General features: G+C 36.7%; 21 protein-coding genes and 1 pseudogene. 8 read left to right on the top strand and 14 right to left on the bottom strand.

Annotated elements, in window-relative coordinates; all coding sequences use genetic code 11:
- Positions 1–87 precede the first annotated feature (87 nt).
- Positions 88–2274 carry an outer membrane protein assembly factor BamA gene (bamA, locus tag IP358_RS00800; RefSeq protein WP_232086777.1) on the bottom strand — a complete coding sequence of 729 codons (2187 nt, stop codon included), beginning with the start codon at positions 2272–2274 and terminating at the stop codon, positions 88–90.
- A gap of 175 nt (positions 2275–2449) precedes the next feature.
- Between bamA and IP358_RS00795 the strand changes: the two genes are divergently transcribed.
- From IP358_RS00795 to dsbI, 3 genes are all read left to right on the top strand, one after another.
- Positions 2450–3277 carry a prephenate dehydrogenase gene (locus IP358_RS00795; protein WP_006802171.1) on the top strand — a complete coding sequence of 276 codons (828 nt, stop codon included), beginning with the start codon at positions 2450–2452 and terminating at the stop codon, positions 3275–3277.
- 118 nt (positions 3278–3395) lie between these two features.
- Positions 3396–3563 (top strand): disulfide bond formation protein Dba, encoded by a 168-nt coding sequence (gene dba, locus IP358_RS00790; protein WP_006802172.1) that lies wholly within the window; start codon positions 3396–3398, stop codon positions 3561–3563.
- 10 nt (positions 3564–3573) lie between these two features.
- Positions 3574–5091 (top strand): disulfide bond formation protein DsbI, encoded by a 1518-nt coding sequence (gene dsbI, locus IP358_RS00785; protein ID WP_006802173.1) that lies wholly within the window; start codon positions 3574–3576, stop codon positions 5089–5091.
- Between the two features lie 55 nt (positions 5092–5146).
- Here the strand turns inward: dsbI and IP358_RS00780 are convergent.
- From IP358_RS00780 to IP358_RS00755, 6 genes and pseudogenes are all read right to left on the bottom strand, one after another.
- Positions 5147–5979, bottom strand: a pseudogene (locus IP358_RS00780) (aldo/keto reductase).
- A gap of 441 nt (positions 5980–6420) precedes the next feature.
- Positions 6421–9480 carry an efflux RND transporter permease subunit gene (locus IP358_RS00775; protein WP_006802175.1) on the bottom strand — a complete coding sequence of 1020 codons (3060 nt, stop codon included), beginning with the start codon at positions 9478–9480 and terminating at the stop codon, positions 6421–6423.
- The gene (locus IP358_RS00770) at positions 9480–10283 is read right to left on the bottom strand and encodes an efflux RND transporter periplasmic adaptor subunit (RefSeq protein ID WP_232086779.1); all 804 of its coding nucleotides are present in this window, start codon (positions 10281–10283) and stop codon (positions 9480–9482) included. Before IP358_RS00770 ends, IP358_RS00775 begins: the two co-directional genes overlap by 1 nt.
- A gap of 71 nt (positions 10284–10354) precedes the next feature.
- Positions 10355–11596 carry a hypothetical protein gene (locus IP358_RS00765; protein WP_006802177.1) on the bottom strand — a complete coding sequence of 414 codons (1242 nt, stop codon included), beginning with the start codon at positions 11594–11596 and terminating at the stop codon, positions 10355–10357.
- The gene (locus IP358_RS00760; protein WP_040498286.1) at positions 11587–11973 is read right to left on the bottom strand and encodes a hypothetical protein; all 387 of its coding nucleotides are present in this window, start codon (positions 11971–11973) and stop codon (positions 11587–11589) included. The genes IP358_RS00765 and IP358_RS00760 overlap by 10 nt, the downstream gene beginning before the upstream one ends.
- A gap of 77 nt (positions 11974–12050) precedes the next feature.
- A complete protein-coding gene (locus tag IP358_RS00755) occupies positions 12051–13322 on the bottom strand; it encodes a TolC family protein (protein WP_370523595.1) in 1272 nt (423 codons plus the stop codon).
- Between the two features lie 101 nt (positions 13323–13423).
- On the opposite strand from IP358_RS00755, the gene pseB reads away from it, so the two are divergent.
- The 3 genes from pseB to pseF are packed head-to-tail and all read left to right on the top strand — an operon-like array spanning position 13424 to position 16243.
- Positions 13424–14407: a UDP-N-acetylglucosamine 4,6-dehydratase (inverting) gene (gene pseB, locus IP358_RS00750; protein ID WP_006802180.1), complete on the top strand. Its 984-nt coding sequence runs from the start codon at positions 13424–13426 to the stop codon at positions 14405–14407.
- Positions 14404–15564: a UDP-4-amino-4,6-dideoxy-N-acetyl-beta-L-altrosamine transaminase gene (gene pseC, locus IP358_RS00745; RefSeq protein ID WP_006802181.1), complete on the top strand. Its 1161-nt coding sequence runs from the start codon at positions 14404–14406 to the stop codon at positions 15562–15564. The genes pseB and pseC overlap by 4 nt, the downstream gene beginning before the upstream one ends.
- Position 15565: 1 nt before the next feature.
- Entirely contained in the window at positions 15566–16243 is a 678-nt protein-coding gene (gene pseF, locus IP358_RS00740; RefSeq protein ID WP_006802182.1) for a pseudaminic acid cytidylyltransferase, read from the top strand.
- Positions 16244–16250: 7 nt separating this feature from the next.
- Here pseF and IP358_RS00735 read toward each other — a convergent pair whose 3' ends face one another.
- Positions 16251–16661: a Fur family transcriptional regulator gene (locus IP358_RS00735; RefSeq protein WP_006802183.1), complete on the bottom strand. Its 411-nt coding sequence runs from the start codon at positions 16659–16661 to the stop codon at positions 16251–16253.
- Positions 16662–16756: 95 nt separating this feature from the next.
- Positions 16757–17395 carry a Crp/Fnr family transcriptional regulator gene (locus tag IP358_RS00730; protein WP_006802184.1) on the bottom strand — a complete coding sequence of 213 codons (639 nt, stop codon included), beginning with the start codon at positions 17393–17395 and terminating at the stop codon, positions 16757–16759.
- An 89-nt stretch (positions 17396–17484) separates the two neighbouring features.
- Here IP358_RS00730 and IP358_RS00725 point away from each other — a divergent pair, with 89 nt between their 5' ends.
- Both IP358_RS00725 and IP358_RS00720 read left to right on the top strand, forming a co-directional pair.
- The gene (locus IP358_RS00725) at positions 17485–18522 is read left to right on the top strand and encodes a 4Fe-4S dicluster domain-containing protein (RefSeq protein WP_006802185.1); all 1038 of its coding nucleotides are present in this window, start codon (positions 17485–17487) and stop codon (positions 18520–18522) included.
- The gene (locus IP358_RS00720; protein ID WP_006802186.1) at positions 18512–19207 is read left to right on the top strand and encodes a formate dehydrogenase subunit gamma; all 696 of its coding nucleotides are present in this window, start codon (positions 18512–18514) and stop codon (positions 19205–19207) included. The genes IP358_RS00725 and IP358_RS00720 overlap by 11 nt, the downstream gene beginning before the upstream one ends.
- Positions 19208–19218: 11 nt before the next feature.
- On the opposite strand, the gene IP358_RS00715 is transcribed toward IP358_RS00720, so the two are convergent.
- Genes IP358_RS00715 through argS form a run of 5 tightly spaced genes read right to left on the bottom strand, consistent with a single transcriptional unit; the run spans position 19219 to position 23462 of the window.
- Positions 19219–19731, bottom strand: coding sequence for a YhcH/YjgK/YiaL family protein (locus tag IP358_RS00715; protein ID WP_006802187.1), 513 nt, complete (start codon positions 19729–19731; stop codon positions 19219–19221).
- Positions 19732–19740: 9 nt separating this feature from the next.
- Entirely contained in the window at positions 19741–20208 is a 468-nt protein-coding gene (locus tag IP358_RS00710) for a SixA phosphatase family protein (RefSeq protein WP_006802188.1), read from the bottom strand.
- Between the two features lie 12 nt (positions 20209–20220).
- A complete protein-coding gene (locus IP358_RS00705; RefSeq protein ID WP_006802189.1) occupies positions 20221–20907 on the bottom strand; it encodes a 5'-methylthioadenosine/adenosylhomocysteine nucleosidase in 687 nt (228 codons plus the stop codon).
- 1 nt (position 20908) lies between these two features.
- Complete coding sequence (fabD, locus tag IP358_RS00700) at positions 20909–21832, bottom strand: ACP S-malonyltransferase (protein WP_006802190.1); 924 nt, start codon at positions 21830–21832, stop codon at positions 20909–20911.
- Positions 21833–21842: 10 nt separating this feature from the next.
- Positions 21843–23462 (bottom strand): arginine--tRNA ligase, encoded by a 1620-nt coding sequence (gene argS / locus IP358_RS00695; protein ID WP_006802191.1) that lies wholly within the window; start codon positions 23460–23462, stop codon positions 21843–21845.
- Positions 23463–23464: the final 2 nt, after the last annotated feature.

Here is a 23464-nt window from a genome sequence, read left to right as displayed (position 1 = left end):
CTGTGCTTACACGCGGTATTTCCGTCTTAACAACTGCATTTTGCTCCCTAGAGTTTTTAGCAAAAACTTCCTGTAAAGATTCAGGCATTAAAACCTCTGTCCCATTGAAAACTCAAAAGATGAAGTCTCATCACCTTTTTTGTCATCCAATGCTCTTGGGAAAATGAAATTAATCACACCAATTGGAGAAACCCATTCTATTCCAACACCGACAGAGCTACGCTGCATATCATTAATATTCTTATTTCCAATCATTCCATAATCATAAAATGCTGTAAAACGCATCTGTATAGTTTCAAAAGGGTTATAACTTAATTCAACAGTATTATAAAAATATTGCTTTCCACCAATCCTTAAACCAAACTTATCCCTTGGGGTAATAGAACGACTTTCAAATCCACGCACACTATTTATACCCCCCAAATAAAACTTTTCACTAATGGGCAAATATCCCTCACTCTGCACATAACCAGCTCTTGCACGATATCTAAAAATCAAATCAATATCCACCCATTCTTCAATAGATTTGTAAAAATTGTAACTTCCTTGGTATTTAATAAACTCTGCGTCCCCTCCAACTCCAGCATATTCTATATTTCCAGATGCCCTAATCCCATTTTTAGCAAAAAGATATGCATCGGTATTATCAAAACTAAAACCAGGGATGATAGAGGATTTTACATAGGTTCCAGGATAATAATACCTACGATAAAGCTCTTCTAATGATTTGCTATCAAAATCACTCAATTTAGTCTCTTGAAAAGTGTATCCAAGTGTCAATTCCAAATCTTCCCAAATTCTCCTACCTCCAACAACGCTAAATCCAGTAGAAGTCTCTGTGTAGTCATAATTTTCATAGTCATTTTGATAGACATCTGTCCCCAAGGAATATTCACTATCTAAGACTGCTGGATTGTAAAGATTTAAACGATATGCCGTAGAGACTTCACTTTTATCCAAATATACCCCAGCAGTCAATCCTGTTCCAAAAATATTACGATCTTTGATAGAAACACTCCCCATCAAACCATCGTAACTTCCATATCCCAAACCAAATGCAAATTCCCCAGTTTTACCTTCTTTTACTTTCACAAGCAAATTAACATTTTCTTCATCTACACGCTCTTCTTGAATATCAACACTCTCAAAACTGCCTGTACGCATAAGAGCATTCTTGGATCGTTGAATTTTACTCATTTCATATTCTTCACCTGGAGCCAACAAAACATTCCTGCGCACAACCCTATCAAGCGTTTTATTATTCCCAGAGATAATAACATCTTTCACGCGCACTTTTTTACCTGGTTGCACATAATAAACAAGTCTAACTTTTCCTTCCTCTTGATTCTTATCTAAATCTGGAGTAACACGCACAAAAGCATAGCCCAAATCTCCAATTCTATAACGAATAGATTCCATATCATCACGCATTTTTGCAATATTATAGACTTTTCCTTTTTTAAGCTTGAGATCATCATAAAGCTTCTCTGTTTCAATTACATCTTCTTCCAGAATAATCTCCACTTCAGATACTCTATAACGCTCACCCTCATTAATATGATAATCTAAAATCGCATTGTAAGTTGTAAAGTCCGTTTTTAGAAATGGAACGCTAACATCTGCATCTAAATATCCTTTTTGCAAATACAAATCGCGAATTCTTAAGCGATCGGATTCCAACTCATTAATTTGTAATTTTCCATTATTAAACCCCCACATCCAGCCAATAAAATCTTTTTCCTTATTTGCTATTGCTGCTTCAATGCGCGATACAGACAAATTGTCTCTTCCATAATAGTTTGCCTCTCTGATAATAATATTCTCGCCTTTATTAATCTCAAGTGTAACTTTTAATGCATTTTTTGAGATTTCTTCTGTTTTAACCTCAACAACACTATCATAAAAGCCTTGCGCTTCAAGCAATCTAACAATTTGACGACGCACATTTGCAATTTTATTTTCATCATACACATCGCCCTTTTTTAGACCAATTTCTTTATCAAGTTGTTGCTGTTCCTTCCCAGCTCCATATCCACTAACAATCAAACTTGCAATCACTGGTTTTTCCACAAAATGGTAAGTTAAAATTCCATTTTCTTCCGTTACCCAAATATCCTTAAAATATCCCTGCGCATAAAAATCACGCACCGAAGCATCTATGCGATCAATATCCAATGGCTCTCCCACACGCACCTTAGCAATTTCATTTGCAATCAAAGGTGAAATATGATTTAATCCCTCATAATGCACCTCTTTAATTTTTGGCAAACTCATAGCATTCGCGCTTATAGAAAAAAACAAACAAAGGGGAGTTAATGATAATAGAGTTTTAGGAAAAAGCATTACAAAAAGCCTTACTTTAAAATTTATCAAAAAATCCTGTGATTCTAACCTTTTATAGATAAAAACAATATTATAATGCAACTAAAATTTTATTTTAGGGTAAATTATGCAAGCAGGTATCATTGGACTAGGACTAATTGGTGGCTCTTTAGGGCTAGCACTTAAAGAAACACAAATGTTTAAAAGCATTGTAGGATTAGATAATAATCCTATTCATTTACAACAAGCACTCTCTTTGGGACTTGTTGATGAGGGCGTAAGCTTAGAAGAAATCAAGCATTGTGATGTGATTTTTCTAGCCACACCCGTGGAGGCAATCTTGCATTTACTCCCAGAACTTGTTGGCGTTGCACCCCATTGTACAATCATCGATCTAGGTAGCACTAAGCATTTAATTGCAACAAGCATTCCTAGTGAGATTCGCAAAAACTTTGTTTGCGCCCATCCTATGAGTGGCACAGAAAATTTTGGACCAAAAGCCGCTTTTAAAGAGCTTTTACCCAACCATATCATTGTTTTAACAGATTTAGAACAAAGCGGAGAGCTGCAAGTGGCGATGGCAAAGGAAATTTTTGTCGCTTTAAAAATGCACATTATCAAAATGGATTCCAAATCCCACGATAACCACGCAGCCTTCATTAGCCACTTACCCCACATTATTAGCTATGCACTTGCAAACACTGTGTTATCCCAGCAAAACCCAACAGATATTCTAGCCCTTGCAGGTGGAGGATTTAAGAGTATGGTAAGGATTGCAAAAAGCTCGCCTAGAATGTGGAGCGATGTTTCTAAGCAAAACAGAGAAGAGCTTTTAAAATCCCTTGATTGTTTTGAAGCAGAATTAGCCTTTGCAAAAGCCCTAATCCAAGAGAAGAAATGGGGAGAGCTAGAAGAGTGGATGAAAAAAGCAAACTCACTTTATGAAGTGTTTTAAAATTACAACATTCTTAATTATCATTCTTAGTTTAAAAAATTAACACTTCAAGAATGGACTCTTTGCTAGAATTTCGTCTCGTTTGATCTTTATCAACATTATTTTTCAAGGAGTCGCTATGGAGTTTTTAGAACTTCTGATGGTTTTAATTGCGATGATTTTAATCATCAAAAAACCAGAAAAAGAAAAACTGGCTTTTAATCTTGTAATGATTTCGTGGGTAATTATGATTGTGCTTTACATTGCGCATAAATCAAGTGCATTGCTTACAAATATGAATCTTTAAAGGGTGAACAATGACTGAAAATGTAAAAGCAAAAAATTTCTACACACTTATGTGTTTAGCAGGATTTTTAATTATTTTATTACCTGTGGGTATTGCAAATCTTGTGTTTGGCTATATGCTAGGGGATAGCCCTTGCACGCTATGCTGGGGACAACGCCAAGCAATGATTTATATCGGTGTGATTGCGTTTTTTATCATTAGATATGGAATTAAAGGCAAATATGTTTCTGCACTATTAATTGTTACTGCATTTGGATTGTATCAATCTCTTGCACACTTTGGAAACCACGCTATGCGTGATTTGGATCAAGGGTTTGGGCTAGCTGTTTTTGGAATCCATACTTATTTTTGGGCAGAAGTTGTGTTTTGGGCAGTTGTTTTATTACTAGGTGTAATTTTCGCATTTGCTCCAAAATTTGGAGAATTTGATACAGAAATGGCTGGCAAAAAAATTAGAGATTGGACAAAATTCTCATTTATTGCTGTGCTTATTACAACATTTATCATTGCTTCAAATGTTTTTCAAGCCTTTGTAAGCACCGGGATTCCACCTTATGCAGGGCAAGGAGATCCAGTAAGATTTAGTTTAAATCCTAAATATATCATTTGGTCTACTGATTATTGGAATAGCAAGCTTAAGGGATTCTCATTTTTAGGCGCAAGAGATGTTAAAGCACCAGATTACGCATTTGCTCCTGCAGGCCAAAAACTTGGAATCGTATTTGACAACGATAGCAAAAATGCTCCTTTAAATGTTGATGAAGCATTAGAAGTTGCAACAAGCAAAGACATTGAATTTTCAAAGCCTATTAATACATTAAATTACATTTATGGTGAGTATGTTGTGAGCTCAAAATTTGATGTTGCTTTCTTAGATGATGCGTTTAAAGAAAAATCAAGCTTCCAGCTAGATCCTTATTTTTCAGCAACGATTGATCCAATCATCGGCATTATCCCTTATATGGATAACAAATATATCTTAATGGGATCTAACAAATCCTTTTTACGATTCCAACAAAACCCAAATGCGTCTGAAGTTAAGCAATACGCAGACTTTATCAAAGGTGCAGATAAATTTGAAGGACAAGGTGAAGGCTTAGGCAGAGGTCGTTTAGATACGGTAAGATCCAAGTTTTTCCACACTGCAAGCATAGCAAGTGATGGCAAGTATTTCTATCTTGCAACAACACCAAATAACAAAAATGCCAAAACACTTGTGATTAGTAAATTCTCTCTAAAAGATAGAATCCTATCCGCAGAATTTATCCCAAATGCAACACTTAAAGAAGGCAAAACACTCGGTGATTTATACATTACTTCTATGGTGTATCACAAAGGAGAACTTTATGCACTTAGCAAAAACCACAATGTGATTGTTGTGATTAATCCACAAAGTGAGAGCATAACAAAAACTATTAGCTACCCACAAACAATTACAAATGCTAGAAGCTTGTTAATTTCAGAAAATGGAACTTTCCAAATCTTAAGTTATCAAGATGGCAAGAACATTCTTTTCACACTAAAATAATTAAAAGAATCCCATTTGGGATTCTTTAATCTAGTTTCTAATATTCCAATCTTTCTTATCTTTTCAAAGTTGTGCCGATTTCTCTTTCATTGAACCATTTTATCGTATCTGGATTGGCGTGATCAAGCATTCTATGCGGTGTGTCAAGCTCGGCTATCTTAAGCAAATCCGCCCTATCTAATGAAAAATCAAAAATATTAAAATTTTCTCTCATATGGGCTATATTTTTACTAGCTGGTATGGTTACAATGCCTCTTTGCACTATCCATCTTAGAATCACTTGTGCGGGAGTTTTGTTGTATTTGCTACCTATTTCACGCAAAGTTTTATCCTGCAATATATTATCTCATGCTTGTTTTAGGGGACTCCACGCTTCCATTTGCACTCCAAGTTTTTGGCAAAATAGCTGGGCTTGTATCTGCTGAAAATGTGGGTGGCACTCTATTTGATTTACAGCCGGAGTGATTTCAAAATTTTGCACAAAATCCATTAGTCTAGCATCGCTAAAGTTACTCACGCCAATAGCCCTAACTCTCTTTTGTTTATAAAGCTCACTCATCGCCCTATACGCACCATAAGTGTCATTTACAGGCTGGTGGATAAGATATAAATCCGCATAATCAATTTGCAATTTCTTTAAGCTCTCATCATAGGCTTTTCCTGCCTTATCCTCTGTCGCATAGGCTTTAAAAAGCTTAGAAGTGATAAATATCTCTTCTCTTCTCTTCTAATCCCACTAGATTTAATCGCCCTTCCAACGCCTTCTTCATTGCCATAGCTTTGTGCGGTATCAAAAAGTCTAAATCCCACTTCTAATGCTTGTTCTACATATTTTTGCGTTTCTTTTTGATTACCTAATTTGAGTGTGCCAAACCCAAGAATTGGCATAAAGATTCCATTATTTAGCTTTACACTTGGGATTGTATTAAAACGGGGATTGTTTGCAAGGTTTGCTCCGCTAGGATATGGGATTGAAGCGATTTTAGAAGCTTTAGAATCTTGTGCTAAAAGTGTATTTGCTCCCATACCAACAAATGCTAATCCACCCGCTAAATGCAGTGAATTTTTAAGAAAATCTCGCCCATTGTTAGATTTATCATTAGATTCTGTTTAGTTTGTCATTTTTGTCATTTTTTTCCTTTATTTTGAATTTGGAGAGGGCATTGTATCGTTTTTTTGTAAAGTCAAGTGGAATGTGCAATAAACAGAGCAAGAGTCCATTTTTGACTCCATAGAAGCTAGCATTTTAGAGTCTTTTTAGCATTTCCCAATAATAACATTTAATAACATATCTTTAGGAATGCATTACTCCTAAGAGTGATTCTAGGTTTATGCATACCATTTTCTTAAACGCGTATCAAGTGGTGCTAAAATCTTATAAAACGCTGGCACAATTAGCAAGCTTAACACCATTGCAACAAGCAATCCCCCAATCATCGCTATCCCCATTGGCGATTTTATCCCACTTCCAGCTCCACCAGCAAGCGCTAAAGGTAACATTCCAAACACCATTGCAATGGTTGTCATTAAAATTGGACGCAATCTAAGCACACCTGCGTGTAAAATTGCATTATCAATATCCATCCCCTCTTCGCGCTTCTCATTTGCCACATCAATGATAAGCGTTGCATTCTTACCTACAAGCCCCATTAAAAGCATAAGCCCCATAATGCTAAACAAACTCAAACTTGCTCCACTTAAAAACAACGCCAAAAAAGCCCCTGTAAAACTCAAAGGCAAGGTTATCATAATAATCACAGGCTCTAAAAGCGACTCATACAAGGAGGCTAAAATGAAATAAATCAAAAACAAAGCTGAAACCATAGCTACCACAAAGGCGGCATTTGTTTCTTGCATATATTTTGCATATCCTTCCACTTTATAATGCACACCATCTTCTAGCCATTGTGCTTTATTTTGCTCTAAATAATTTGTAGCTTCCCCTAAACTCACATTTTCACTTAAATTTGCATACACCATCACACTGCGTTGCCTATCATAACGCTTCACATTTGTAACTGCCGCTACTTCTTCAATCTCCACAAGCCCATCTAAAAATACATTTTGCCCTTGTGCATTTCTTAAACTAAGATAACTAATATCAACAATGGAATCCTTTTTAGGACTCAACAATACAATGTTATACTCTTTCCCATTTTCCCTATAATATGAAACTTCCTGCACGCCACTAAAAGCACTATTTAAAGCAATGGCAATCTCTTTAGCACTAAAGCCATATTGTGCAGCTAAAATACGATTAATTTTAAGGCGAATTTGAGGTGTTTGCGCTTTAACATCTGTGTGAATATCGAGGTATTTGCCACTTTGCTCCATTAAGTTTTGAATCTTTTGCACGCTACTTGCAAGCGCATTTGGATTTTGTGAGAAAATTGCCATTTGTAAAGGAGAATCATCTTCACCCAAACTAATTTGTGGAATTTCAATAATAGCAATCTCCATTTTAAACCTCTCAGAAAAAGGCTTATAATCTCCTCTTAAAGACTCTATAATCTCTTTAAGCGAGCGTTCGCGCTTGTTATAAGGGCTAAGACGCACATAAATCTTGGCTTCATACACCTTTTGCTCCGCAGTAAATCCAATATTTAAAATACTATATTCCACTTCACTTAAAGTTTGCAAATGTTCTTGAATCTCTAAAGTTTGGTATTGCATTTCTTGCAAAGAAATTCCTGGCTTGCTAACTAGCTTAATATCAAACTCCGCCTTGTCTTCTGATGGCAAAAACTCAATCCCTAAACGCGCAACCAAAAACAAAGAAGCCACAAATACGCTTAGGATTCCACCTATTACAAGTGCTTTATGCCTTAAAACCCACCCTAACACAGATAGATAAAATTGCTCTAAAGCCTTAAAGTATTTTTCACTCCAAAGATAAAATCTACTATTTACTGCCTGTGTATCCACAATACGCGCACTTAGCATTGGAATAAAGGTAATCACAACTAAATAAGAAATTACAATCGCACCAGCAAGTGTAATCCCAAAAGAAGTAAAAAACCGCCCTGTTACCCCACTCATATTTGCAATAGGAATAAACACGGCAAGTAGCATACAAGAAATCGCCACAAGAGCAAATCCAATCTCTTTTACCCCATCATAAGCTGCCTTTTTGCGCTCTTCTCCATTTTCAATTTTTTTATAAATATTTTCAATCACAACAATAGCATCATCAATAATAATTCCAATAGCAAGAGTTATGGCAATCATTGTTGCAAGGTTTAGCGTCATACCAAAGGCATACATCAGCGCAAAAACACCCATTACAGAAGTAGGAATACTAAGGCTTGCAATAAAGGTAATGCGCCAATTGCGCAAAAATACGAACACCACAAACACAGCTAAAAACGCTCCTAAAATTAAATCAAACTCCACAGCAGCAATCGTATCTTTAATATAATTTGTCGTATCACGCACAAGATGTAATTCATACTTCTCGTCCATTGCTTGCAACTCCGGTAAAATGGCTTTTAAAGAATTAGCAATTTCAATCTCATTTGCCCCCGTGATTTTTTGCACTTCTAGTAAGATTCCGCTATGACTTCCTTGTGGTGTTGCAAGATTTGAAAAGCTTCTTTGTTCTTTTGTGGAATCTAAAATAACTGCAATATCGCTTAGTTTAATCCCTTGTGCGATAAGGATATTTCCTAAGTCTTGCACACTTGTAGCATCGGCTTTTGTTAAGATTTTCCACTCTCTTTTTTCATTGATTAGCCGACCTCCATCAATTTCAATGTTTTGCGCATTAATCGCGCGTGCAATATCACTAAAGCTAAGATTATATTTGTTTAATGCGCTAGGATTTGGACTAATTTTAATCTCTCTTTCTAAATACCCAACTAAATTGACTTTCCCCACACCTTTAATCCGCTGAATTAAGGGTTTAACATTTAAATCTGTGTGCAAATTTAATTCCAACAGCTCTTGCGTGTTTTTTATAGGCTTTTTGGGAGTGATAAAGAGCGAAACAATCGGTGCACCACCTACATCAAACTTCTCCACAATGGGAGATTTAACTTCGCTTCCAAAACTAATTGTAGAAATCTTATCGCGCACATCATTTGCGGCAATATTAATATCTTTTTCTAACTCAAACTCCACTACAACAATGCTCACACTATCAGCACTTGTGGAAGTGATTTTCTTAAGCGATTCTATTCCACTAACTGCTTCTTCTATCCTATCTGTAACCTTTCCTTCTACAATCTCTGGATTTGCTCCGGGATAAACGGTAGTGATTGTAATTACAGGCACATCGACATTAGGATAAAGCGAAACGCTTAAACGCCTTAGTGCATCACTCCCAAAAAACACAAGAGCTAATACAAACATTAAGGCACTAATAGGATGCGTGATAGCAAATTTTGACATTACAACACTCTTTTTGGCTTTTTATTAGACTTTTTAGGCGAGAGATAAATCATTCCATCGCCAAAGATACCTGATGGGATTTTGGATTCCTTTATTAAGCTTTCCGCTATTGCCTTTTTGGTATTTTTATCCACACTAGGGTAGATCTTGTGAAGTGTGAGTTTAGAATCTTGCAAGATTCCATCAATCTTATAGGCAAAGCTGTCTCCCACTTGCACCACTTCAAAATAGCGTGAATCAAAATGGATAATTGCCTTTTTCTCTAAGGATTCTAGGGCAAATGCCTTGCTTGAAATAGCCCCAACTCCATCACCAACTTCCACAAACTTTTGGCTAATCACTCCACTAAAGGGCGCATAAAGAATCGTGTTTTCTAGCAATTCTTTTTGTAATGCATAGTTTGCTTCTGCGCGTTGAAGCTCAAAAACACTTGCCTTGTATTCTGCTTGAACTTTTTCAAATGTGTTTAAATCTAACGCGTCTTTAGACTTTTCATAGCGCTTAAATTGTTTAGATAGAAAACTATGCTTTACTCTTAAGGCTTCTAAGCCTGCCTTAGCCACTTGCACATTTTCTTTTAAATCTTTTGCCCTTAATTCTAAAAGTTTATCACCTTTTTTAACAACACTCCCAATTTCTACATAAATTCTATCCACAACTCCATTTGCACTAAGAGCTAAAAGCGCACTTTGTGTTGCTTGCACTTCAAAAGTTGCATAGACTTCTTTTTGTATTTGCGATTCTGCCTTTAGCCCAAGCGCAAATACTACAACACTCAAAATTCCACAAATCCAAGTTTTCAAAAGCCTTCCTTACAATGCTAAATTCCCCCTTATTCTTTGACGCATTGTAATGCTTTTCTCTTAAAACTTTCCTATGCTTCTTTTTCAAACTTGGGACGCAATTTGTCTTTTTCGCTTAACTCACTAAATAAAAGCATACTCTCTACACTTCTAATTCTATATAAATCCAAAGCAGCAAGCGTAGAACCATCGCCTTTTACAAGTGTGAAGCCTGTTTGTCCATTTGCAAGCATATCTTTTTGGATAAATTGTATGCCTAAATCTGCTAAAGATATGATTCCATTATCCGTTTGCACTCCAACTTGTGTAAAGTCAAGCTTGTTTAGCTCCTCTTCATTTAGACTTGTTGCATCGCTCATTGTACTAGATCTCTGCTGCTTTTCTGTGAGATTAAACTCACCATCAGTTACAAAAATATCCCTTATATCAACACTCACACTTCTCCCAGAATCAAAAACAAAAGATAATTTTCCATTATCGTGAAGCTTCATTGCCACAACAGAATCCGTATCCTTTAGAGAATACGCGTATTGCTCTGCTGTTTTTGGATCATTTAAGCCTTGATAAAACTCTTTAAACTTCGCTTCGCTAAACTTCGTCCCCGTAACTACTTGAAACTCTCTTTGAATGGCAAGTTTATTAGCAGGTTCTCTAAAATTAACTCTGCCATTTAAATCCATAGATTGCTTATTATCCTGCCTGTAATAGTCGTTATACATTGCATTGAAACGGTTCCGTATATCACTAAGATGACTAGAAGCGGTTGCCTTGTTAGTTTCATTGCGTCCATCATAAATACTAAAGCGCAATTCTTCTAAATGCATCCTTTTATTTGCCCCTGTTTTCTTATAGGAAAACTTCAGGGATTCCATTATATCCGCATACACAAAGCGTTCTAATCCAAACTCGTCTTTATAACTCTCTCTTAAATCTATCCAGCCATCTTCTGTGCCATTGTTTTTAAAGAATAGCTTTAAATTCTTAATGCCCTTTTCATCTATTCTTTTATAACTTTCTTCTGGGCGAAACAAACTTGTTCCATTTTTTAGCTTACTGTGTCCATATTTTGCAATCTCAGCGTCTATATCCTTTTGCGTATTAACAAATCTTGTCAAATCTAACGCATTATACACATCACTAAGCTTTAGCACCACTTCTTCGCCTTCAGAGTTATAACCCTTAAGCTTTAATTTGTCAAAATACTCATCATCAGCATCTAAGAAACCATCTTGGTTAACATCTAAATTAATAAGCTTGCCCATACTGCTAATTTTTCCGGCATTATACTTGCCATTCATATTATCTAAGTCCAAAAAACTTCCATTTTCCCAATAGGTGTATCAAGATAACTAGACTTTCCAGCAGTATTTAAAACATCTCCATAAAACCCTGAGATTCCGTTTTTTAAGAAGCTATTATAAGCAGAGCCAAAGATTGTGTTCCCAAATTTATCGTACGATACATTATGTGAGTAGAAGTTTGAAGTAAAATAATTAAGCTTATTCGCATCTAGCCCATAATCACTTCCTAAAATCTGATTAACCTTAGCATTCATTGCCGCAGCGTTGCTACGCTCTAAATGCTCTTGTTCTTGCCTCATTATTTCTTCTAGTTCTTGCGGTGTGAGTCTCATGCTCCTTAACTGCAAAGCACTTGAATTATCCACACTAAGTTTTGCTTCAATCTGCATTGCTAATCCCTTATGATTAGATAAAACTAAATCTCTTTTAAGCAAAATCGGCGAAACTTTAAAAAAGTTAAATATTTTTAATCCACAAACTCCGCTAGAGCATTTCCATTTTTATAAAGAAACTCCGCCTTTTTAATCTCATAATTAAATCGAGCTTCATCATAAAAGCTTTGCGCATTTAAAAGCGTACTTAACGCATTTAAATACTGCGTATAATCAATAAGTTGTGCGTTAAACTTCTCTTTTGCATAAGAATATGCAATAGAAGCAGACTTTACGCCTGATTTTGCCCAAGTGATTTTTTCTTTCGCGCTTTTTAATGCTTCTTTGGCAATGATTAACTCTTTATCTTGTGAGTTTTTTAAATATGCGTATTTAAGATTTGCTGCTAATGCATTTAGTCTCGCACTTTCTCTTGCCCTTAAAGTTGCAAAGCTATCAAATAGTGTAAAGCTTATAGAGATTCCAAAAATATTTTGATAACTTGGATCTTCTAAGGGGATATTAAAGGGCAAGAGTGGAATATTGCGATTGTGATAGTTATAGCGCGTGTAGCGGTTAGTTAGCGCAATTTGTGGAAAATAAGTGTATTGAGACTTTGCACTCTCCATTGCCTTTGTTGCATAAAAATTTGCTTGCAAATCTTCTCTTTGTTGTTTTTGAATCTCCAAAGAAACTTCTTGTAACTTTGCCCTTGCATTAAGCAAAGTTACTTGCACACCACTTAAAAGCGAGAGTTGTTCTAAATGCGCTTTATAGGCAAGCTTTAGAGATTCTATCGCATAAGAATTTTGATAGCTTTGCGCCTTGATAGCCTCTAGCGTATCCAGTGTTGCAAGCCCTACTCCGTAGAATTTTTCATACTTTGCTATACTCTCTTTAAGCTCTTTTTGCTGATGTTTTAGCGCATTTAGTTTGCCTTCTACACTTAAGGCATTAAAATATTCTTGTATGATTTTTAATTCTAACTTGTCTTTTGTGCTTTTTGCTTGTGCTTCCTTAGCCTTGATTTTATATTCTGCTGTTTCTAGCTTACCTTCGCGCTTTAATCCATCAAAAAGCAACCATTGCGCTTCTAAAAACATTCCATCAACACGCTTTGGGTAGAAAATATCAGGGTTTAGCGTGTTTTGATAAGCATAGCCTAACGCAACCTTTGGCAAATACTCCCCATAAAGTGCCTTTTTCTCAGATCTTAACGCTTTGGATTCCGTATTTCTAGCTTCAATGAGTGGATTTTCACGCACATTTTGCAAAAGTGCTTTTAAATGTATGGAATCCAAAACACTATCTGCACGCACAAAAGCACAAAAGCCCAACAACAAAACGCAGAATTTTTTCAAAATCACACTCCCTAGCAAAACTTGATACAAATTTTATTTTACAAAACCTTAAATTAATAAAGATATTACTTGCTATAATAGAATCCATTTTTTACAGAAGGATTGAGATGTTTAATAACAAAAGCATTCTTATCACAGGGGGGACAGGAAGTTTTGGCAAGCGTTATGCAAAAACCTTGCTAGAACGATATAAGCCTAAAAAAATTGTAATTTTCTCTCGCGATGAACTTAAACAATATGAAATGGCGCAAACTTACAATGCTTCTTGTATGCGTTATTTTCTAGGTGATGTGCGTGATGAAGCTCGCTTAAGAGAAGCTACAATAGGGATTGATTATATTATCCACGCTGCCGCCCTTAAACAAGTTCCAGCGGCTGAATATAATCCTATGGAATGCATTAAAACAAATATCAATGGCGCACAAAATGTTATCAATGCTGCCCTTGCAAATGAAGTAGATAAGGTGATTGCACTATCTACCGATAAGGCAGCAAACCCTATTAATCTCTATGGTGCAACAAAGCTTGCAAGCGATAAACTCTTTGTTGCGGCAAATAATATTGCAGGCACGCGTAAAACACGCTTTTCTGTTGTGCGTTATGGGAATGTGATTTGCTCGCGTGGTTCTGTGATTCCCTTTTTTCAAAAGTGCATTAAAGAAGGCGCAAAAGAGCTTCCCATCACAGACCCTGAAATGACGCGTTTTATGATTACTTTGCAGCAAGGCGTAGATTTTGTGCTAAAAAACTTTGAAAGAATGCAGGGCGGGGAGACCTTTGTGCCTAAGATTCCTTCAATGAAAATTACAGAAGCGGCAAAAGCTCTAGCACCAAATTTACCACATAAAATCATTGGAATCCGCCCGGGTGAGAAAATCCACGAAACAATGTGTCCTAGTGATGATAGCCATATTACCTATGCTTTTAGCGATCATTATGTGATAGCTCCAACCATTCAATTTAGCTTCTTAACAGACTTTAGCAAAAATGCGCTAGGTGAGATAGGCAAACTTGTCCCGCGCGGATTTTCCTATGATTCTGGCTCAAACACGCAATGGTTAAGCCCACAAGAACTTTTGGAGTTACTATGATACCCTATGGCAGACAAGAAATTTTAGAAGCTGATATTAATGCAGTTGTAGAAACGCTAAAATCTCCCTTCATCACGCAAGGACCAAAAGCACAAGAGTTTGAAACACAAATCGCAAAGAAAGTCAAAGCGGGATTTAGCATAAGTTTTAATAGCGCAACTTCTGCCTTGCATTGTGCCGCGCTTGCACTTGGATTAAGAAAGGGAGATTGGCTATGGACTAGCACAAATAGCTTTGTTGCAAGCGCAAATTGTGGAATCTATTGTGAAGCAAAAGTGGATTTTGTAGATATTGACCCTAAAACTTACAATCTTAGCGTAGAATCTTTGAGCCTTAAACTTAAGCGCACCAAAAAGCACAAGCTTCCTAAAGTGCTTGTTGTAGTGCATTTTGCAGGGCAAAGCTGTGATATGGAAAGTATTTTTAAGCTTTCAAAAAAATATGGCTTTAAAATCATTGAAGACGCCTCTCACGCACTTGGTGGAAGTTATCGCACCTATCCCATTGGCTCTTGCGCCTTTAGTGATATTACCATTTTTAGCCTGCACCCTGTAAAAATCATTACCGCAGCAGAAGGTGGAATCGCAACCACAAATAATGTAAAATATGCAAAGAAAATGCAAATGCTAAAAAGCCACGGAATTACAAAGGATTGCAATGACTTTGAGCACAAAAAGCAAGGGGCGTGGTATTATGAACAACAAATTATAGGTTTTAACTACCGCTTAAGTGAGCTTCACGCCGCACTTGGACTCTCACAACTCACACGCCTTGAAAGCTATGTTGCAAAGCGCAATACTCTAGCTAAAATCTATGATGAAAACTTAAGGGATTTAGAGCTAACCTTACCCTTTGTAGAATCCTATAATTACAGCGCATTTCATCTTTATGTGATTGTGCTAAATAAAAAAAGTGGAATCAAGCGCAAAGAGCTTTTTAAAAGACTCACAAATGCGGGCATTGGTGCGCAAGTGCATTATATCCCTATCCATTTGCAGCCCTTTTATGCGCGCTTTGGATTTAAAAAAGGGGATTTTAAAAATGCGGAATCCTATTATAAAAATACTATCACGCTACCACTTTTCCCAACTCTAAGCGAACAAGAACAACAAAAAGTGATTAATCTTTTAAAAGATTCCATTCAAAAAAGAACATAAAATGTCTTGTGTTTGTGTGATTCCAGCGCGTGGTGGGAGCAAGCGGATTTTGCGTAAAAATTTAAAAGAGTTTTGTGGCAAGCCCATTCTTGCTTATAGCATTCAAAACGCTCTAAAATGTGGAATCTTTTCTCAAATTATTGTTTCAAGTGATGATACAGAGATTTTAAATTATGCGACAACACTAGGCGTAACTGCACTAAAACGCCCAAAATATTTAAGCAATGATTACACAGGCACTAGAGAAGTAATTTTACACACCATAGAAGCTTTAGACTTAAAGGCGGAATCCTTTGTATGCTGTTTATACGCTACTGCACCACTTTTAGATTCCAGCACGCTTAAAAATGCTTTTTTACAGGCAAAAGAAAATGCGCAAGATTGCTATTGCTTTAGCGCTGTGGAGTATGATTATTCCCCATTTCGCGCCTTTACTCTTACGCAGGGCAAAAATACAATGCTTTTTAAAAAGCATTTTAACAAACGCTCCCAAGACTTAGAAAAAGTCTATCACGATGCGGGACAATTTTATTTTGCTGAGGCAAAAATTTGGAAAGAGAGAGAAAATATTTTTGAAAACTCTTTGAGTTTTATCCTGCCACAATCGCGTGTTCAAGATATTGATACGCTTGAAGATTGGAATCTTGCGGAGTTAAAATATAAAATTCTAAATCCATAGACTTATCTTAATCTAGGTTTTGACATTTCGGACAAACGCCGAGCATTGCAACAGAAGTATCCTTAATCGAATAATGCGATTGCTTTGCGCATTCTTTCTTAAATGCCTCTAAAGAATCTTTCATTTCCATATCTGTGATACTCCCACATTTTTCACAAACAAGATGAATATGCGGATTTTTCACAAGTTCGTAGCGTTGCTTTTGATTAGGAAGCTTCACTTCATCAATAATTTTAGCTTCTTGCATAAAGGTGAGATTCTTATACACCGTTGCTAGCGACATTGATGGATTACTCTCTTTAATGTTTTCGTAAATCTCATCAATACCAATATGTCCAAACCTTTGAATCTCTTTTAAAATTGCAAGTCTTTGGGGAGTAATTTTTAAATTATTATCTTTTAATAACTTTTCAAACATTGATTTTCCTTAAAAGCTATAAATTTTTGTCCTATAAAAAAGTCGCTTATACTACAAAAATTATTTTTATTTGTCAATAAAAATTATCAAATAACTTACAACAACTCTACGATTCCACGCCCTGTTTTAACCTTACCTTGCTTTTCAAGCTCTTTTAACATTCTTGAAACAGCTTCTCTAGCACTCCCTAGTGCATTTGCAATCTCTTCGTGTGTTACATAGAGCGTCTTAGACTCTTGTTGCAAACTCTCACTCAAGCGTGTCTTTAAAAACTCTAAAATCCTATCGCCCAATGTATCAAATGCTAAAGAACCAAGAGTAAATACAACGCGTGAGAGACGCTCACTCACCAAATCTACTTGAAACTTTCTAGCCACTGGGTATTTTTCACAAAGAATATTAAAGGTTTTGCTAGGCAAAATCATCACACTAGAAGTTTTGACAAACTCCAAATTTACATCAAAGCAAATGTTTTTTAACATACACGAAGCAGAGAGAATACAATACTCATCTTTTTGCAAAATAAATAGATTAATTTCTTTTCCACTAGGCGAGACAATATAAGCGCGTAATGCACCATCTAAAATATAAACAAGCCCACGACACTCATCATCTTCGCTAAAAATTTTGTAATTTTTGGGAAAATTTTTTGTATAAATCTTTTGCGCATACACCGCGCAGTCGTTTGATGAAACTCCCCAAGATTCCATTAATTTCTTAATTGTAGCGTTCAAAATCAACCTTAATTAATAGAGTAACTTTGTTACTTTATTCTATCTAAACTCCACATATAATTGCATAAAATTAAACAAAAGGCAAAACAATGCAACAAATCAATCGCCGCCATTTTTTCAAAGTTATAGGAATCGCAAGCGTTGGCGCAATGAGTCTTAATGCCAAAGAAACTCCACAAAATACAGATTCCACTAAGCCCACCTATAAAACTGCTTCTATTATTGATATAGGGCGTTGCGATGGCTGTAAGGATTTAGGCACTCCAAAATGCGTGCAAGCCTGTCAAAACAAAAATTTGCCAAACTTCCCAAATCCTATTTCTAATATTCCCTATTATTTTCCGCGCAAAATCTATGAAGATTATTCTAAAAATCGCGATAATATCTCGCGTTTGACGCCTTATAATTGGACTTACATAGAAAATCTTATCCTAGATACACCACAAGGCCAACAAGAAGTCTTTATCCCTAGGCGTTGTATGCATTGCGATGACCCAACTTGTCAAAAAATCTGCCCTTTTGGAGTGATTAGTAAAGATGAGAATGGCGCAGTTAGCATTGATGATACCTTTTGCTTTGGTGGCGCAAAATGTCGTGATGTCTGTCCTTGGGGGATTCCACAAAGACAAGCCGGAGTTGGAATCTATTTAAAAATCGCCCCAAAATTAGCCGGTGGTGGAGCAATGTATAAATGTGATTCTTGCGCGGACTTACTTGCAAAAAATCAAGCACCAGCTTGTGAAACTTCTTGCCCTAAAGGTGCAATTACCTTTGGTAAAAGAGATGAAATTTTCAAAAAATCACAAGAAATTGCAGAATCCTATAAGCAAAAAGCGCAAATGCAAGGCACTTATATTTATGGAGATACCCAAAATGGCGGAACTTCAACGCTTTATGTTTCGCCAATCCCTTTTGAAATACTAGATAATGCCCTTAATCAAAAGTATAGCTTCACCAAAGAAAAACCACAAAAAGTTGGAATTCCACATTTAAACCTAGAAGTTAAAAACTTCGTAAGTAGCGATTCGGCACTCATTAAAAGTGTGCTTTTAGCCCCTGTTGTTGGGGCGATTGCTGGGGGAATTGCCATAGCAAAATCAAACAAAGGGGATAAAAATGCAAAATAATGCCAAAATTGAACGACAAAGCCTACAAAATAGAATCGTGCATTGGGGTGTTGCCTTAAGTATTTTTGGGTTAATTTTTAGTGGAATCCTACAAATGCCAGTGGCAAAACGCTATATGCTCAACGAACTTCCACTTATGGGCTGGAGTGGGGATTATCACATTTCCTTAATCATTCATTATGTTTTTGCAGCAATTCTTTGTTTTTTTGTATTATTTCACATTGTTTTTCATAGCGGTCGCAAGGAATTTGATATTCTTCCAAAAAAGGGAGATTTTTCAAGAAGTATCGCTGTGATTAAAGCAATGCTTTTAAAAACCAAAGAACCACCTAGCGAAAAGTATTTACCAGAGCAACGCCTAGCGTATGTTGGAATCGCATTTGTTATTTTGCTTCTTATTATTACAGGCTTAATTAAAACTTATAAAAATTTAAGCGGACTAAACCTAAGCGAAGGCGTAATGTTTTGGGCGACACAACTCCACAATCTAGGAATGTTTTTAATGATTCTTGCAATCATTGGACACCTAGCAGCGTTTATCTTTAAAGAAAACCGCCCATTGCTTAGTGGAATGTTTAGTGGCAAAATCAGCGCAAAATATGTCCTACATCGCCACAGCCTATGGAAAAAGGGCGTAGAAGATGCAAAGAGAGAGCAAGAGAAGTCTCAAAGCCATAGAAAATAAATCTTAATGGCTTAAAAACCTAGCTTTACATATTCTTTTGGGACTTTGACAACCACTTTTTTAACCAGTGTTACACTAGAATCTGTTGCAATTCCACCTGCGTGTGTGTCAAATGATTCAAAAACCGCAAGATTCCCTGAAAACAACTGCACACTGGAAATAAACGCACTAGGATAATACTCAATCAAATCTTTTTTGGAATCCAAAGGAGTTTTAATCTCGCATAATGAATTTGGCGCGACAAAAAAGATTTCTCTGCCTTCTACAACCATTTGAAAATCAACCATTTGACTATGGCTTTCATAAAAGGCTTCTTTTGGCGATTTTGTGTAATAAGCTTGCTCAATCGCCCTTGCTCCACCATCAAAATGCACTTCAAATTGTGCTCCAGCTTCCAAAGAACAAATGCGCTTATACATCTCACTTTCTGTATCAAGCGCATCAAAAAGATAGCCAAAAACCTTGCTTAAGACTTCGTTTTTCTTAAATTTACTTGCACAATCTGGTAAATACCCCAAAAACATTTCACACCCTTAAAAATTATTTAACCCAACTAACACCCAATTATCTTCATTTTCGCGTTCAAGCTCCACCACACAACCCTTGCTTACGCGCAAATTTAGCGTCCCTTTTGCGCAAATAAATCGCACAAACTCACTAATACTTGGCTCGTGTCCTACCACAACAAGCGTCTGCCAATCCTCTTCCATTTTATCTTTATTGCGCAAAAAGCCTTCAATCCCTTCTTCTGGGTTGATATTTGGCGTTGGAATAAAGGTGCAATGTGCTTGCTTTTTTGTGATATATTTTGCTGTATCGCACGCACGCAACGCTAAAGATGAGATAACCGCATCAACATTTGGATACTTTTTGCCAATATATTTTGCAATTCTTTTTGCTTGTTTTACGCCTTTTTTTGTCAAAGGTCGCTTTAAGTCATCTTTATCAATCCATTTTTCCCTATCTTCCGCTTTTGCATGACGCACTAAAATTAAACGCATAACACAGCTCCTTTATAGTTTTTCTATCATCTTAATTACAAGCGAAGCACTAACTCTAGCACTAGATTCTAAAAACTCTTCATAACTCACCAAAGCTTCATCGCCTGCATTATCCGAAATAGCGCGGATTACACACAAAGGCGTATTAAGATTATCACACACCACAGCCACACTTGCTCCCTCCATTTCAATAGCATCAGCGTTAAATTCTTTTTTAATCCACTCTTTACGCTCTTTGGAGCCAATAAACTGATCCCCTGTTGCAACAATCCCTTCATAAAGGTTAATCCCATTCTCTTTTGCCACAGCCTTTGCGAGTCCATTTAGCACAGAATCAGATTCTGTAAAAACCTTACCTTCAGAAAAATACCCAAAAGGATGCCCAAAAATCGTAATATCCACATCGTGCTGACAAAGTTTGCTAGCAAGCACTAAATCCCCAATTTTATAACTAGGATTAATCCCACCTGCAACACCATTAAAAATAATTCTCTCACAACCAAAATGTAAAATCATCGTGCTAGCAGTTAAGGCTGAATGCACCTTGCCAATACGACTACAAGCGATAATTAGCGTTTTACTCCCTAATGCCACTTTATAAAAAGTATTACCCCCAAATGCAAGAGTTTCATAGTCCTTATAATGCTCTAAAAGTGGTGTGATTTCCTCACGCATCGCTCCTATGACTCCAATTATCATTTTAATCCTTTTGTAAAAAATCTTGAATTTCAGCGTAAGTTTGTAGAGAAATCGTATCTTTTTGACTTAGGCGCTTATTTAGTCCTTTTAGCACATTGCCACCACATTCTACAAATCCACTAATTATACGATCATTTTCGCGGATAGATTGCTTATAAAGCACAGGTGCTATGAGCTGATTTGCTAGCAATTCTAATGCTTGTTCCTTTGTGTGATATGGCTTTGCACTCACATTAGAAATAATAGGAAAAGCAAAGCAATCACCAAGAGCATCTTCAAGCAGGACTTTAAATTCCCCACACATACTATCAAGCACAGGGCAGTGGCTTGCTACAGACATAGGAAGCATTAAAGCTCTCTTTGCACCAAGTCCTTTTAACTCCACTTCTAAGCTTTGCAAATCCTCTTTGCTTCCGCCTAAAACCATTTGTCCATCACCATTGTAATTTGCGCACCAAACCTTTAACCCAAGATTGCGCTTTTTCTCACAAAACTCTTCTAAAACTCCATCTTCTAAACCTAGCACAACCATCATTCCAGCTGCTTTCATCTTGCACGCTTCTTCCATTAAGATTCCGCGTTTATGCACAAGGGCAATCGCCTTTTCAAACCCTAGCACACCGCTAGCACATAACGCGCTAAACTCCCCTAAAGAATGCCCAAGCCCAAAAGCGATTCCATCTTTTTGCAACTTTTCTTTTGCTAGCATAAACACACTATAACTTACAAGCAAAATCGCAGGTTGCGTGTATTGCGTCAAATTTAATTTCGTATTTTCCTCAAAGCAAAGTTTTTGCATATCTTCTTTTAAAATCTCGCTTGCTTGTTCAAACAACGCCCTAACTTCCGCGCTATTTTCAAACAAATCCTTACCCATTCCAACGCTTTGACTTCCTTGACCCGGAAAAATTACCGCCTTACTCAAAAATTCTCCTTTACATTTTTACTTTTGCTTTAACGCCTAGCAAATCTAATCCCAAAGCAAGAGAATGCGCCACTACAACAAGCACTTTTAAAATCTGTTCTTCTTGATCTGTATTTAAAATTTTTGTTTCATTATAAAAACGATGGAAGTCTGCAGATAGTGTGTATAAATAATCCACTACCTTATTAATTAATCGCTGGGAAAACGCATCACTTAAAACCTTTTCAATCCCAAGTGCTAAAACTAGTAAATCACGCAAACTCTCTTGCAAATCCCATGCCTTGTATTGTTCTAAGGAAAGTGCCTTAAGAGATTCCATAGTAAAGTTTGACTTAGAAAATAGCGTGTGAATTCTAGCGTGAGCATAATTGATATAATACACAGGATTGCTAGAGTCTTGCTTTTTTAGCAATTCCACATCAAACTCTAAATGCGTATCTGGTTTTTTACTTAAAAACATAAGGCGTAACGCATCAGCACCCACCTCATCAACAACATCTTTCATTAAGATAAAATTGCCAGCGCGCTTGCTCATCTTAAATGGGATTCCATCCTTTAAAAGTGCCACCATTTGCGCAAGCAACACTTCCAACTTCTGACTATCAAATCCCAAATACTCCAAAGCTGCTTTAACTCTTGCGATATAGCCGTGATGATCCGCACCCCAAATGTTAATATAATGTGAAAAACCACGCTCAAATTTATTTTTATGATAAATAATATCTCCCGCTAAATAAGTCGCTTCCCCACTCTCTCTAACAATCACACGATCTTTTTCATCACCAAATTCTGTGGATTTTAGCCAAAGTTTATTTTCACTCTCATACACTCCATTATGTGCCTTTAGTGACTCTAGCGTGGAATCTAATTGAGAGAAAAGCTCTCTTTCGCTCACATAAGAATCAAAAACGATTCCAACTTGTGCCAAATTGCTCTTTATTTCTAAAAGCATTTTATCCTTGCCAAAAACACTAAGTTTTTCTAAAGATTCCAAACTCTCAAAAACACTCTCCCCAAGCTCAGCTCTAGCACATTCTGCAAGTTCAAAAACATATTCCCCCTGATAGCACTCACTAGGCAACTCTCTACTTTCACTAAAAACTAAAGCGCGCCCCGCGTAATAAATGGACTTCCCAAGCTTTTGGATTTGCGCGCCTGCATCATTAATATAATATTCTGTGTGGATTGTATAGCCCAAAAAGCGTCCAATGCGCGCCAAACTATCGCCAAACACAGCCCCGCGAGCATGTCCTATATGTAAAGGACCGGTGGGATTTGCACTGACATACTCTAGCAAAACCTTTTCATTTCGAGATTCCACCTTCTTGGACTCTAGCTTGCTAGATTCCTTAAAATCATCTTGTAAAAACTCCCACGCACATTGTCCCAAAAATGCGTTGCTTAAACTAAAATTAACATAGCCATTAACCACACTAACACTTGCAATTTGCGGGATCGATTCCAACTTTTGCGCGAACTCTTGTGCAATGATTTGCGGTGCTTTTTTCAATGTCTTAGCAAAACTAAAAGTTGGCAAAGCAAAATGTCCAAAACTCTTATCTCGTGGCTTTTCTAGCACACTAGAAACCCCAAGCGTGCCATCAATGATTTCTTTGATTGCGTGATACATTG

The organism is Helicobacter winghamensis ATCC BAA-430 (assembly GCF_028751035.1).
GTDB lineage: Bacteria > Campylobacterota > Campylobacteria > Campylobacterales > Helicobacteraceae > Helicobacter_D > Helicobacter_D winghamensis.
The sequence above is the reverse complement of the archived record's forward strand: the minus strand, read 5'-3'. Positions and strand labels throughout refer to the sequence as shown.

What these genes read in the sequence shown, in the direction of transcription:
- IP358_RS00760 (WP_040498286.1), bottom strand. Translation starts at nt 11,973, where the DNA reads ATGCAGATTGAAGCAAAACTTAGTGTGGATAATTCAAGTGCTTTGCAG.
- IP358_RS00710 (WP_006802188.1), bottom strand. Translation starts at nt 20,208, where the DNA reads ATGCGTTTAATTTTAGTGCGTCATGCAAAAGCGGAAGATAGGGAAAAA.
- dsbI (WP_006802173.1), top strand. Translation starts at nt 3,574, where the DNA reads ATGACTGAAAATGTAAAAGCAAAAAATTTCTACACACTTATGTGTTTA.
- argS (WP_006802191.1), bottom strand. Translation starts at nt 23,462, where the DNA reads ATGTATCACGCAATCAAAGAAATCATTGATGGCACGCTTGGGGTTTCT.
- IP358_RS00775 (WP_006802175.1), bottom strand. Translation starts at nt 9,480, where the DNA reads ATGTCAAAATTTGCTATCACGCATCCTATTAGTGCCTTAATGTTTGTA.
- IP358_RS00720 (WP_006802186.1), top strand. Translation starts at nt 18,512, where the DNA reads ATGCAAAATAATGCCAAAATTGAACGACAAAGCCTACAAAATAGAATC.
- IP358_RS00725 (WP_006802185.1), top strand. Translation starts at nt 17,485, where the DNA reads ATGCAACAAATCAATCGCCGCCATTTTTTCAAAGTTATAGGAATCGCA.
- pseC (WP_006802181.1), top strand. Translation starts at nt 14,404, where the DNA reads ATGATACCCTATGGCAGACAAGAAATTTTAGAAGCTGATATTAATGCA.
- bamA (WP_232086777.1), bottom strand. Translation starts at nt 2,274, where the DNA reads ATGAGTTTGCCAAAAATTAAAGAGGTGCATTATGAGGGATTAAATCAT.
- IP358_RS00735 (WP_006802183.1), bottom strand. Translation starts at nt 16,661, where the DNA reads ATGTTTGAAAAGTTATTAAAAGATAATAATTTAAAAATTACTCCCCAA.
- IP358_RS00795 (WP_006802171.1), top strand. Translation starts at nt 2,450, where the DNA reads ATGCAAGCAGGTATCATTGGACTAGGACTAATTGGTGGCTCTTTAGGG.
- pseF (WP_006802182.1), top strand. Translation starts at nt 15,566, where the DNA reads ATGTCTTGTGTTTGTGTGATTCCAGCGCGTGGTGGGAGCAAGCGGATT.
- pseB (WP_006802180.1), top strand. Translation starts at nt 13,424, where the DNA reads ATGTTTAATAACAAAAGCATTCTTATCACAGGGGGGACAGGAAGTTTT.
- IP358_RS00705 (WP_006802189.1), bottom strand. Translation starts at nt 20,907, where the DNA reads ATGATAATTGGAGTCATAGGAGCGATGCGTGAGGAAATCACACCACTT.
- dba (WP_006802172.1), top strand. Translation starts at nt 3,396, where the DNA reads ATGGAGTTTTTAGAACTTCTGATGGTTTTAATTGCGATGATTTTAATC.
- IP358_RS00715 (WP_006802187.1), bottom strand. Translation starts at nt 19,731, where the DNA reads ATGTTTTTGGGGTATTTACCAGATTGTGCAAGTAAATTTAAGAAAAAC.